The sequence below is a fragment of the Gimesia fumaroli genome, assembly GCF_007754425.1.
GTDB lineage: Bacteria > Planctomycetota > Planctomycetia > Planctomycetales > Planctomycetaceae > Gimesia > Gimesia fumaroli.
On record NZ_CP037452.1, the window covers coordinates 4,176,688 to 4,191,747 of the forward strand.

At 47.8% G+C, this 15,060-nt stretch carries 3 protein-coding genes; 1 reads left to right on the forward strand and 2 read right to left on the reverse strand.

The annotated features are described in order from the left end of the window. The first annotated feature begins 79 nt into the window (after positions 1-79). Positions 80-9,589, forward strand: a complete 9,510-nt coding sequence (locus Enr17x_RS15855) for a Calx-beta domain-containing protein (protein WP_198000602.1) — start codon at positions 80-82, stop codon at positions 9,587-9,589. A 192-nt stretch (positions 9,590-9,781) separates the two neighbouring features. Here Enr17x_RS15855 and Enr17x_RS15860 read toward each other — a convergent pair whose 3' ends face one another. Together Enr17x_RS15860 and Enr17x_RS15865 are read right to left on the reverse strand one after the other, a co-directional pair. Beyond that, a complete protein-coding gene (locus tag Enr17x_RS15860; RefSeq protein WP_145310370.1) occupies positions 9,782-10,246 on the reverse strand; it encodes a hypothetical protein in 465 nt (154 codons plus the stop codon). A 52-nt stretch (positions 10,247-10,298) separates the two neighbouring features. Beyond that, positions 10,299-14,888, reverse strand: coding sequence for a serine/threonine-protein kinase (locus Enr17x_RS15865; protein WP_145310372.1), 4,590 nt, complete (start codon positions 14,886-14,888; stop codon positions 10,299-10,301). Positions 14,889-15,060: the final 172 nt, after the last annotated feature.

The following is a 15,060-nucleotide window of genomic DNA, read 5'->3' on the forward strand; positions in this document are numbered from 1 at the left end:
AACTTTCCACACTTTGAATCAGTATCAGTCGATTCGAAGCCATTATACAAATTCAGCCGAACAGCTCGAAGACCGTACAATGCTGACTTCAATATTGAGTATTGATGATGTTTCTATCGCTGAAGGTGATGACGGAGCTTCAGAAGTCATGGTTACTGTCACACGAACGGGAGCAGTCGCAGGTGATCTGAACAGTGAAGCTAATGTAAGTTTCAACACACTTGATGGTACAGCTACAACCGCAGATTCAGATTATGTCGCCAAATCAGATGGAATCAGTTTTTCTGCAGAAGCAACTGCGTTAACACAAACACAGACATTCACAATTCAAGTCAATAGTGACCTAACCACAGAGGAAGATGAAACTTTTGACATTCTGTTGAGCGGCAACAGTGCCAACACCATGCTGGGCGATGATACGGCAACGATTACAATTCTCAACGATGACCAGACGGCCCTCACTATTGATGACATCACAGTCAATGAATCAGATTTGATGGCATCCGTACTCGTTTCGTTAGACCACCCCCTCGATACCGCCGTTAGCTTTGACTTTTCGGTATTTGATGAAACCGCCAATAATACGACAGACTATTCAAGTCTCTTCGGTACTCGGACTTTTGATCCAGGTGATCAGTCAATCGTTATCGAAATTCCTCTTGTTGATTCAGATCAGGTGGAAAGTACGGAAACATTTCTCGTACTGCTTTCCAATATTCAGACAACTAGTTCCAGCCTGATTGTTTCTGATACTCTGGCCAAGGTCAGAATCCTGGACGACGACCAGGCCAGTCTCACGATCGACGACGTTTTCATTGATGAAGACCTCGGAGCTGGCATGGTTACAGTCTTCCTGGACAAGCCGGTCGACCGGGCCATCAGCATCGACTACACCACTGCTGACCAGACCGCTCTCAGTTCAGACAGTGATTACAGCCCGGCTTCAGGGACTCTGACTTTTGAGAAGAACGTGCAATCTCTCACAATCCCTGTGACACTCGGTGTTGACAATATCGTTGAGCTGGATGAAACATTTCTCATTAACCTGATGAATCTTCAGGCAAATGATGCTGATGTCATCATCGGAGACGATCAGGCAGCAGTTACAATTCAAAATGATGATCATGCACTGATCTCGATCGGTGATATTACCGTCCAGGAAGACATGGGCCCGGCAATATTGACCGTCACGCTGGATCAATCCATTGACACGGATATCAGTTTTGATGTGAACACTGTAGACAACACAGCCCTTAGTAGTACTGACTATGATTACATTCCTGATACCCTGGTGATTTCCGCGGGAATGACTTCGATTGAGATCCCTATTACCATTATTGACAGCGAACTGGTTGAGCTCGATGAATCATTTCTGGTCAATCTGGCTAACATTCAGGCCAATGGTCGCTCAGTTTCTTTTGCCAATACCCAGGCAACAGTTACCATTCAGGATGATCAGCAGGCAAACATGACGATCGACGACATTACCGTGACCGAAGACGAAGCGGGCGGAATGGCCATTCTGACGGTCTCATTAGACAGGCCCGTCGACACAGACGTCAGCGTAGTCTATACCACTAACAACGGCTCTGCACTCAATGGAACCGACTATAGCTTAATGTCTGATACCTTGACTTTCACTGCAGGTCAACAGTCAAAAACAATTATGATTCCCCTCGTCGACGATAATCTTATCGAAGGTGATGAATCATTTGTCGTGGACCTGGACAGTCTTGAGGCGAATGGAGCGATGGTTGTAATCACTAAAACGCAGGGTGAGGTCATGATTGAGGATGATGATGCAGCCACGATCTCAATATTAGAAGATGTCGAGATTCTGGAAGATGTGGGAATGGCATCGGTCACCTTGAAACTGGATCAAGTTGTAGAAACAGATGTCACAGTTAGTTTCACCACGCAAGATCAGACGGCCTTAAACACGTTCGACTTCACCGCAATACCCGATAGCGTGACCTTCAACGCAGGTGAAGATACCGCGACCATTATGATTCCCATCATTAATGATGACCTCGTCGAAGACTCCGAATCATTTCTTGTGGACTTGACCAATATTGATGCGAATGGAGCGAATATCACGTTCACAGATACCCAGGCTGAGATAACAATCCTGGATAACGATGCGTCTATCATCTCAATCAACTCAGTTCCCACGAATGAAGATGCGGGAACAATCACAGTAACCGTCTCCTTGAATAATCCGGTTGATAGAGAAATCAGCGTAGACTACTTCCTCAGCAATAGTTCGGCGACCGACCCAGATGACTATTCTGGGCTCTCAGGCACATTGATGTTTGGTGCAGGTGAACTGTCAAAAACGATTGATGTTCCAATCAATATTGAAGACCTCGTTGAAGACGATGAAACATTCTTTATGAATCTGGAAAACCTCGTAACAAACGGTGCTGATCTAACGCTAGGTGAGACTCAGGATACAGTTACCATTTTGAATGATGACCAGGGCGTTTTCTCGATCAGCGATGTTACTGTAGTCGAAACAGATGGCGCTATGGCAATCCTGACAGTCGCACTGGATAAACCTGTAGACAGAAGCATAGTGATCGAATACACCACGCAGAATCAAACCACTGGCAGCCCCGATGACTATACGCCTACAACAGACACACTGACTTTCGCACCAGGTCCAGCAGGACAATCACAACAGATCATGATCCCGATTATCAATGATAATCTACTTGAGAGCGATGAAACGTTTTTAGTTAACTTGACGATCATGGAAGATAACGGCGCTGATGTAACGCTTGGAGTAGATCAGGCAGTCGTCACAATCGAAGATGACGAACAAGCCATGATCTCCATTGATGATGTCCTCGTAAATGAAAACGATGGAACGGCGACTCTTACTGTCACATTGGATAAGGCTGCCACGTCAGCATTCACTCTAGACTTCACCACCAATGACTATGCCCCCATCGATCAGTCAGCACTTGAGGGTTCTGATTACACACTAAATTCCGGCAGCCTCGCTTTTGCAATCGGCGAGACATCAAAGACCATTTCTGTCACGCTCATTAACGACCTGGATGTGGTTGAAGGCGATGAAATATTCCTCGTAAATCTTTCCAACATTCAGGCCAATGGCGCGAATATCACTTTTGCTGATGCAGAAGCAGAAGTCACAATTGAAGACAATGAAGCAACCACAATCTCAATCAATGATATTTCTGTTGATGAAGGTGATGCCAGTGGAATGGCAACAATCACAGTCACTTTAGACCAACCAGTTGAGACGGCTGTCAGCGTCCTCTACACCACCAATGATCAGACAGCACTCGCAGGATCGGATTACACAGTAGAATCTGGTACCCTCTCTTTTGCTGCCGGCGTTGACACAGCAACTATCATGGTTCCGATTTCCAATGATACCCTGGTAGAAGGTCCCGAAACGTTTCTGGTAGACCTGATTAGTATCGAAGCAAATGGTGCGAATGTCACTTTCGCAGATAACCAAGGTGAAGTCACAATCATCGACAATGATGCATCAACCATCGATATTGGCGACCTGACTGTCAACGAAAACGAAATCAGTGGGATAGCCGAACTAACGGTAACTTTAACACAGGCAGTGGATAACGACATATCCATCAACTACGAAACCGTCGATCAGTCTGCCAGTGATCCAGGCGATTACACTCCCCCTGTGGGCGGCGGAACCATAACCATCCTCGCGGGAGAAATGTCCGGAACCATTGAAATCCCCCTGGTTGATGACATGCTCGTAGAAGCATATGAAACATTTCTCGTCAACCTGACTGGTTTTAATGCGAATGGCGCAGATGTCTCGATGGGAAACAATTCGGCAACGGTGACAATCCATGACGATGATACAGCCACCATCTCAATTGATGATATCTCAGTCGACGAAAATGACCCCAGTGGTATGGCACTACTCACCGTCTCTTTAAGCCAAGTAGTCGAAACTACCGTGACCGTAGACTATATCACTGCAGATGGTACGGCATTCGATGTACTAGATTATGGAATGTCATTCGACACCCTGACTTTTGCGTCTGGTGAAGACACAAAAACCATCATGGTCCCCATCGTTGACAATATGATTGTTGAGGGGGACGAAACGTTTCTCGTGAATTTGTCTATAACCCAGACCAATGGTGCCAACATTACGTTTGAAGATGATGGTCAGGCCGAAGTCACTATCGTAGATGATGAATCAGCCAGTTTTTCGATTGACGACATCGTAAGAGATGAAAGTGCAGGAACCGTGATTCTGACGGTTTCCCTCAATCTGGTAGTCCAGACAGACATCAGTATAGATTTCACCACGATCAGCCTGACTGCAGGAAGTCCCGATGACTATACAATGAACTCAGGTACCTTGCTCTTTGAATCGGGTGATCTGATGCAAGAAATTACCATAGATATCATAGATGATAATCTTGTCGAAGATGATGAATCATTGCTCGTCAGCCTGAGTAACATTCAAGATGGAACAAATGTCACAATCGCTAAAGGCCAGGGGTTCATTCTGATCGAAGATAATGATGAAGCCAGCCTCACAATCCAAGACATGACCGTGAATGAAATGGAAGGAACCGTTTCCGTCGACGTCACTTTAGATAATCCGATCGACACAACGATTAGCGTAGACTACTTCACAACACCGGGTTCTGCACTCGATCCGGATGATTTCACTTCACAATCAGGCACCTTAACCTTCAACCCAAACGATCAGTTAAAAACGATAACGATACCTCTCACCAATGATATCGACATCGTAGAAGGTGATGAAACATTCTTGATCAATCTGATCAATCTTGTCCCCAATGGAGCCGCTGTCACGATTGGCGATGACCAGGCAACAGTCACCATTATCGATGACGAGACTGCAACCATCTCGATTGACGATATCACCATTGATGAAAATGCCCCCAGTGGCATGGCTGTCCTCACTGTCTCGTTAAGTCAACCGGTCGCCACCACCGTCACCGTCGATTATACGACCGTCGATAATACCGCCCTTGATCCGGATGACTACACCGCGAAAACCGACACGCTGACCTTTGCGCCTGGTGTGGAAACTCAAACCATCATGCTTCCTATCATTGACGACCTGGATATCGTCGAAGGCGATGAATCATTCTTTGTCGACCTGAGTAACATCCTGGCGAACGGTGCCAACATCACCTTCGATGACAGCCAGGGAGAAGTCACCATTATCGACGATGAGACTGCGACCATCTCGATTGACGATATCACCATTGATGAAAATGACCCCAGTGGCATGGCTGTCCTCACTGTCTCGTTAAGTCAACCGGTCGCCACCACCGTTACCGTCGATTATACGACCGTCGATAATACCGCCCTTGATCCGGATGACTACACCGCGAAAACCGACACGCTGGCCTTTGCGCCTGGTGTGGAAACTCAAACCATCATGGTTCCTATCATTGACGACCTGGATATCGTCGAAGGCGATGAATCATTCTTTGTCGACCTGAGTAACATCCTGGCGAACGGTGCCAACATCACCTTCGATGACAGCCAGGGGGAAGTCACCATTATCGACGATGAGACTGCGACCATCTCGATTGACGATATCACCATTGATGAAAATGACCCCAGTGGCATGGCTGTCCTCACTGTCTCGTTAAGTCAACCGGTCGCCACCACCGTTACCGTCGATTATACGACCGTCGATAATACCGCCCTTGATCCGGATGACTACACCGCGAAAACCGACACGCTGGCCTTTGCGCCTGGTGTGGAAACTCAAACCATCATGCTTCCTATCATTGACGACCTGGATATCGTCGAAGGCGATGAATCATTCTTTGTCGACCTGAGTAACATCCTGGCGAACGGTGCCAACATCACCTTCGATGACAGCCAGGGGGAAGTCACCATTATCGACGATGAGACTGCGACCATCTCGATTGACGATATCACCATTGATGAAAATGCCCCCAGTGGCATGGCTGTCCTCACCGTCTCGTTAAGTCAACCGGTCGCCACCACCGTCACCGTCGATTATACGACCGTCGATAATACCGCCCTTGATCCGGATGACTACACCGCGAAAACCGACACGCTGGCCTTTGCGCCTGGTGTGGAAACTCAAACCATCATGCTTCCTATCATTGACGACCTGGATATCGTCGAAGGCGATGAATCATTCTTTGTCGACCTGAGTAACATCCTGGCGAACGGTGCCAACATCACCTTCGATGACAGCCAGGGGGAAGTCACCATTATCGACGACGAGACTGCGACCATCTCGATTGACGATATCACCATTGATGAAAATGACCCCAGTGGCATGGCTGTCCTCACTGTCTCGTTAAGTCAACCGGTCGCCACCACCGTTACCGTCGATTATACGACCGTCGATAATACCGCCCTTGATCCGGATGACTACACCGCGAAAACTGACACGCTGGCCTTTGCGCCTGGTGTGGAAACTCAAACCATCATGATTCCTATCATTGACGACAGTCTGATCGAAGGTAATGAGTCGTTTTTCGTCAACCTGTCCAACATTTTTGCGAACGGCGCCAATATCACTTTTGCAGATAACCAGGGGGAAGTCACCATTCTGGATGATGACCAAGGCAGTTTTTCCATCAACGACATGACTGTCAATGAAGATGCTATGACAGCAACCCTAACCGTTACGTTAGATCAACCTGTCGAAATCAGCGTCAGCGTAGACTACACCACGGCCGACAATTCCGCCCTTGAGCCCGACGATTATACATCCCGTTCAGGCACTCTCACTTTTGATCCAGGCCAGCAATCAAAAACCATCACGATCCCCATCGTCGAATCGAACGAGGTGGAAGGTGTAGAAACTTTTTTCGTGAATCTGTCGAATATCCAGTCTGGTACCGCTGGCCTCAATTTTGCTGATTCTCAGGGAGTCATCACAATTCTGGATAATGATCACGCCAACTTAATCATTAGTGACCTGACTATCGATGAAACGAGTGGAACGGCAGAGGTTACTGTTTCTCTGGAAAATCCAGTCTATACGACAATCTCTGTTGATTATCGAACTCACGATCAAACAGCGGTAAATTCAGTCGATTATCTCTATCAATCCGGTAGTTTGACTTTTAATCCAGGAGAGATGACAAAAACGATTTCCCTCACGATTCTCGATAATCCTATCGTCGAATTCACTGAAACACTTCTAGTCAGCTTGAGCAATCTTCAAACAATCAGCGCCGCCAATGTAACTCTGACAGATAACCAGGCCACGATTACCATCATTGATGACGATTATTCAACAGTTTCAATCAACGACATTTCTGTAGATGAAGATGCAGGAACCGCCACCCTGACTGTAATGTTTGAATTTCCAGTTCATTCGACCGTCACTATCGATTACTTTACCTCAGATGATTCCGCAACGGCCCCAACCGACTATCTCTCCCAATCGGGGACTCTCATCATTGATGATGGCGAGCAACTGGCTTTCATAACAATTCCGATAATTGATTCCAACGCCGTCGAACTCACTGAGACCCTGCTGGTAAACTTGAGCAACCTTCAAGCCGATGGCCTTGATGTCACGTTTGCTGACGCACAGGCAGAAATCACAATCTTCGATTATGATCAAGCCAGTTTAACAATCAATGACATTGTAGTGAATGAATCAACTGGCACCGCTGACATTACCGTCTCACTCAACCAGCCGGTCGAAACCATTGTCACAGTCGATTATGCAACAGTCGATCAAACCGCCCTTGATGTCAACGACTTTCTGGCAGCATCCGGTACCCTGACATTTAATCCAGGTGAACAATTTCAAACGATCACGGTGCCCCTTGTAGATACAGATCTGGTCGAAGCAGATGAAACGTTCCTCATTAATCTGACTAATCTGCAGACAAATGGTTCTGACGTAGCTCTTACAGATGATCAGGCCACTATTACCATCATTGATGATGACTTGGCCCTGATTTCGATCGATGACACATCAGTCAATGAAGACGCTGGCACAGTTTCGATCACCGTTTCACTCGACCATCCAGTTGACACTACCGTCAGTGTCGACTTTTCAACTTCAGACCAGACCGCTCTCGACCTCGTTGACTACCTGGCAAATTCAGGCACAATCACATTCGATCCTGAAGAGCTATCGAAAACGATAACGATAGACATCATCGACTCCATACCACTGGAACGGGATGAATCATTTCTGGTCAATCTTTTCAATCTTCAATCCAACGGCTTAAACGTCGCAATAGAGGACAATCAAGCTCAAGTCACAATAATTGACGATGTCAGTGCCTCTGCAGAGATCAATATGCGTGTCGTCAACACTCCCACATATACTGATCCCAACGGAGAAGCAACATCTCTACCGGAACATCAGGCCTGGGTCAGTGAGTGGGCTTCATACTGGGTCGAAATCTGGGTCAACGCCAACAGTCCCACTGGTCAGGGAGTCTACACTGCGGCTTTCGATTTGGAATACGCCACAGAATATACATCAGCGACGACAATCGAATTTGGAACCGCCTTCACTCAGAATCAGTCTGGTATCATCAACGATCTGGCGGGAACCATTAGCGGTCTCTCGGCTGAAACAGATACCTCTGGACTGGGGATAAACAATCAACTTCTTTTTGCCAGAATTAAATTTGAATCGCTTACAGTGGATCAGGTTGCGCTCGACATTCCAGGAAAAAGCATAGGCCCCTATGACCTGGGCCTCGAGATCAATTCACAGCAGATTACGTTAGAGTCTGATATCCCTGTCACTACAAATCTGGGAGCTTTCGACGGAACCAGTATCTATGCAAATCCGTTTGATTTAGATGACAATGATTCAGTCAATTCTCGTGATCTGATCGCTCTGATCAATGCTTATCAGAGCGTCCCCAGTGAATCGAGCTCCGACATCGCCTGGTTTGTAGATTACGATCAGAACGACTATGTGAATCATCGCGATTTGTCCCTGTTCGTTAACAACTATGGAAAAAGCAAGTTAAATCAGTCACCTGTCACTTATCCCGCCAATTTCCCTGATGTCTGGAACAGTCTGCTCATCGCCGATGCACAAACGGAATCGTCATCAATAACGCAACCAATTTCGCAATCAGATGCAGAAACAGCATTCGAATCTGTTCTAGACCACGTCAGTGACGGACTTTCTTCCAGTGAAAGCCAAACACTCGAGCACATTGATATCCAGGTTGTTGACCTGAAAGGTGACACATTAGGACGTGCTGCTGCCGGGACGATTTACATCGATGTTAACGCCGCCGGACACGGTTGGTTTGTTGACACCACTCCTGCCGATCACAGCGAGTTTGCCTGGTCCAGCGAATTAACTCTGATCGCGCTTCCCGACAGTGAAGCCGCAGATCGCATTGATCTTCGGACGGTCATCCTTCACGAACTCAGTCACATTCTAGGCTATGAACACGAAAACGAAGGCATCATGCAAGACAGCCTTGCCCCTGGAGTTCGGAAACTGTCAACATGGGAATTGAATTTTGAATTTGATAACCAGTCGACGCCTGAAGAGACCGATTCCTTCTTCTTGACAGTCCAAGATGGAATCGAATTACTCCCCTTCTAAGAAAACGCAACAAAGTTAACTAGTGGAGTGTCATTTTTTAATTTTGGGTTGATAAATATCACGAGAGTGCGACAACGGAGCACGTAAACAACACCCCCAACCCTCAATTCCTAGCTTGACAAAGCACTAGAAGCTCCCGGCATTCACGGAAGCAGAAAGCACAGCCTGATTTAAGACCGGCTCATCAGTTAATCAGTTCGCGGTCAACGATCCCATTAAATCAACTTCAAACGCTGTCGGAATCGTTACCAGCAACGTATTTGCTTTAGAATCAAACCGGATCGTATTGTATGGCATTGAACTCGATTTATTGTTGACCAGAACAACATTCTTATCTCGAATCGAGAAATAGTGCTCCTTTAAACCTTCCTTTTCAATCGTAACAAACATCAAAACCCCCTGCTTTAATGTGACAGACTGTACTTTTCTAAAAACCGTGCTTTGAGAAATCCCAGTCAAGCCACTTTGATAACGAGCAAGTTGATTTGCATTTGTGATCACTTCCTCTTGTTCCAATTCTGTCTCTCCACTCACGAGTAAGAGTGCGAGACAAAACAGGATCACAATAACCGCAGCGGTCGTAGTCAGCAGGTCACGCATGGTCTTCAACTCCCGATCATTGGTATCATCATCACTGAGATGAATATTCCAGATCACTTGATTTACTCTTGTTTCGTTTACTCAGCTCGCCCGCAATGATCCTGTTGATTCAGAATATTCCTGTGCCCATACCATTCTGACGTGATTGCTTAAACTTAGGCTCTGTCAGGCACCAGGTTCCTTCGCTTTTTCCGGGTACGATCAATGAATTCAATATCGGACGCTCTTCAAAGTTGAATATTTCTGTTATGGATTTGTACGGCACGAGTTCAAATTCAGTATTCGCTGTCTTGAGTAATTCCGACTCTGCTACATCTGGTTTTCCTGCAGCCAATGCCAGCAGTAATTGCTGCACGACCTTCGACTGAGGCGCGGAGAGAGGATGAGTCATGCGTCCCCCTTCCTTGGGCTCAGGCCAGAGGAATTGAAAACGGTCTCCCTTAGACCAGTCGGGGTGCTGCTCCGCGAGTTTCTGGAAATTATGTCGGATCGTTTTTTGAATGACTTCGCCAGGCTTCACAGTCACCTGCGAATCAACATAATGCGCCGGCTGTCGATCGATTTGCCACCCCGCAGCATTACTCACAACCTCAATCACATAGTTTCCGGAAGACATTTCGAAAATAGACTTGCCGGCCATATTCTTTTTCATCATCCAGGCTTTAGCTGCAGTCTCTTTAGAAGCATCAGACAGTTTGACATCCACCCGCAATCCTTCCTCTGTACTAAATATGAGTGCCCCCCCTGCTGCCCTCTTTTTTGCTTGCTGGTTAGTGTCTCCGGGAAAACCGTCGCCAAACGGATTCGAATTTGCCAGTCGCATTGTGAGAGGCTTCGCCAGCCGAAATGTCCCCGTATCTTTTCCCCGAACAATGAGTTTGTTCCAGGCGGGATGCTGTCCGTCATTAAAAACGTCTTTCAGAGTTTGGTTGGAATCTCCCCCCTCGCCTGCCGGGACGACTAACATCAAAACTTTTTCATAAACATCCGGTTGATCGGCGGCATACGCATTGAACAGTTCCTGCACAACTTTGGCTTGAGATGCGGTCAAAGTAAATACCTGCAGTCCACCCAATTTTGAGTCCAGCCAGCGAAATTTGAACAGCCCTCCCTGGGACCAGTCCGGGTGGGCTTCAGCCAGTCGGGAATAGTCGCGTGCCACCCTGACCGGCACCACGATCGCCCCCGGTTTGACATCCACTTCAGCCAGGTCATATTTTGGATTTCCGTCATCCACTTCCCAACCGGCGTTCTCACAGGAAATACGAATGCGGTACATTCCGGCGGGTACCTCTACCAGAAGTGGGTCCACTGTTAAAAATCGATCTGCAAAACCGAAAACACCATCTGCCGGTCTTACTTGCATCGGATCCACTGGAAAGATGCCCACACGCCAACCGGGCTCTTGGCCTTCGAGTAAAATCGCTCCGAGATTTTCTTTACCTGCCTCAGAAGCCTGCTGGTTTAACTGATTTTTCTGAACTAACACTCGTGAACCATAAACTTCTCTCTTCTCCCCCGTCTCCTGTGAGACGATCGTTTCCATTGGTTGCTGACCATCAATCTCGTAGACCCGCTGTTTCTTGTTTGCAGCGGGGATATTCTTTTCAATCACCTGCATCAGCATTGACAGAGTAAACAACCCCGCCAGAACCGCAGTCACCCAGCCCATGATATTCCAGGGATTGTTCATGGCCGCAGAAGCCGCTTTCCGCTTAATAAAATAGGCGGCAACAACCATGCCACTGATCACTGCCAGTCTTAAACCCCAGATCTTGGCCCAGAGTTGCTCGTCTCGATTCAGATGAACCCAGATCTGCGTAAACAAGACCATACTCATTAACAGACCGATACCCAAAACAACCCCCAGGACGACCCGTTTATTGGAACGCCGATTCTCTTGAACAAACAGGTCATCACTGGGAGCGACAGGCATCTGCTCAGATTTTTCTTCAGCGAGCGCATCCCGCCGTTTAATGTAACGCGCGATATACAACAAAATGCCCACTGGTCCCGCAAAAACACAAGCTAGCAGAAACAGCCCGTCAACCAATTTCGCTGTTTTGGAACCCGGTTTGACCAGATTCTGTAACCCGCACACGATCAGTAGAAAGCCAATCGGAATGAAAAACAAAGAGGACACCAGTGTCATTTCGGGAACGTTCGCAGCAAAATGATTGCCAGTCGCCGTACCATACATCCAGATGAATAATGGCAACAGTAACAGCACGCTTCCGGTCCAGGCAACGGACCGATCCAGCCCCGATCCGCGGGAGTTCCCTCTGGAAACCGTTCCCCTCGTTGAACTGGCAGGCGCATTTCCATCCTGCTTCAGACTACGTTCCATCAGGAATCCTGCTGTGACAAACAGGCCACCTACCAGGGAAAAGATCAGAATCGGTAAAAACTGCCAATCATCGTTTGCCAGGAACGCCGGCTGGAAGAATCCGGTCGTAAACATCCAGTAAAAGAATACCATCAAGCCCCAGATACCAATGCCAGTCCCGGTCAGAGTCCGGGCATCCTTTTCTTTCACTGCCGTGACATAGTCAGGCCCTTTCGAAGCAATATGCAGCCAGTGCCCCCGAATCGCAAACCCGGCCACAGCCAGTATCGCCAACACAGACGCGGCCAAAATTGATCCGTGCAGCGAAGTAAATTTAGTCCCAAATGGTGCAGCACGAATCACCGCTGTCGTGACAAACGACACCCCCAAAGTCATGAACATCGCTAACATTGAAAGGAACCAAGTAATAAAAGGAAGTGGTTTTTTATCTGCTCGATTCCAATAGACGATTGAGGCAATTGTCAGAATAAATACCAATGTCAGCGTGAATTTGACGATTTTGTTCATAACCTCATACGTCATTGAGGATTCGGGAGTGCTGGGACTGATCAGCTGAAACCCGGTGGCGATACCCAGTACTAGTGCGATCACGATGGCAATAATGTAAACCGCCGGTGTGCTCCCTTGTTCCAACATGACCGAGGTAGCAGAACCCTTGGATTCAACCGGTTGATTCTCTACAGCGACCGTTTCTGCTGGTAGGGGAGACGCTGGTGAAGTTGATTTGAAAACGGGTTCCATCGATTTCGGATAACGTTTGCGTAGTCCTCCGACAAAATAGATCGTGAAACCAATCGTATACAGAATATAGAGCAACGCTCTTGGGAAATCGGGAATCACTCCCAGATAAAACAGCATCTGCAGCAGTAACGTCCCGCCGGCAAAAGCAGCGGGCAGCGAAAGGGCATCGGACATACGTAATGACATAAATGGGATCGCCTGACGACGTTCTGCCTCATAAACAACTAAAGCAATCAAGATCCCCAGGAAGACACTACTCGCGGCACTAATTAGAAATGAGAACGGAGCATGCGCTTCTGAAAACGCAATCATCCCCCCCAAAAATAAAACGGCGTGTCCGACTGGCATGAAAACCCGTGGATCGGTCTCCATAGCAGAAGGAACCTCAACCTCTCGTTTCGCCACAGGTAAGGCCGCTTTCTGCGGTACCTCTGTTTGCTGACGTAGCGGCTTTGATGGCTTTCGTTCCATTGGCGGAACAGCACCAGGCTGCTGTACGTGGGCCAGATGTGCTCCCAGCAATTCGGCAACTTCATGTGCGGTCTGCAAACGATTCTCAGGACGCTTTTCCAATAGACAGTCGATAATTTCAACCAGCCAGTCCGGGATTTCTTCGTTGACGTCCTGAATCGGTCGCGGCGTATCGTCGCAAACCCGGCGGACGACCGCCACCAGATTACTCGCCCGAAATGGTGACCGCCCCGTACACATCGCATACATGACAGCCCCCAGGCTGAAAAGGTCACTCCGCTGATCGACATGATCACCCGATGCCTGTTCGGGAGACATATACTGCGGCGTGCCGGAGACCTCGCCGGTCTTCGTGATCGTCACATCATCGACGGCTCGCGCCAAGCCAAAATCGGTGATCTTGACCCGCTCCACCCCATTCTCCAGCAAGATATTTGCTGGTTTGATATCACGGTGAATCAATCCCTGTTTGTGAGCAGCGGCGAGTCCCTCAGCAATCTGGCTTCCGATCCGCAGAATTTCCGTCACCTTCAGTGAACCAACTTTATCGAGTTTCTCCTGGAGCGACTGGCCTACCACAAATTCCATGACAAGATAAGGCAACTGTGCTTCATCGACGGCATGAATCGTTACAATATGCGGATGACTCACTGCTGCAGCAGCCTGTGCTTCGCGGAGAAACCGTTTGCGGGCATTCGGATTCACTGCCAATAGCGGCGACATCACCTTGATCGCCACGATTCGGTTCAATTTCGGATCCAGCGCGCGAAACACAATCCCCATCCCACCCTGCCCGATGACTTTTTGAATCTGATACTCTCCCAGCGTTCCCAGCAGATCTGGATCATCGGAAGGAGTCAGAAAATCAAGCGGATACGAGGTGGTGTCCACAGGTCCCAGAGGGGATTTTTCCAGAAAACTCCCCGCATCATCATACGCCATAAGCAGCGCCTCAACGCGACGCCGCTGTTCCAGATTATCACCACACGTTTCATCCAGAAACTGAATACGCTCTGCCGGTGTTTTCTTCTCCAACGCAATCAAAAACAGTCCCTCTATCGATTGAGGGTTTACGTTCTCTCGTGTTGGTTCTGGTTCTCGCTCAGAGTTTTCAGATGGGTCTGATTCTGGATTGGACATGATTTTTCTTTTTCTTCAGGATGGGAATTCCCATCAGGAAAAGATTTCTAACCAGGACCGTCTTGGTCCCACGTCTACTATTCCATGCGATTTTGACGAGCGGCGCGCCTCAGAGTTTCTGATAAAAAACGGTTTTTATTCAAAAACCAAATTCATCCTGTCACAACCCGAT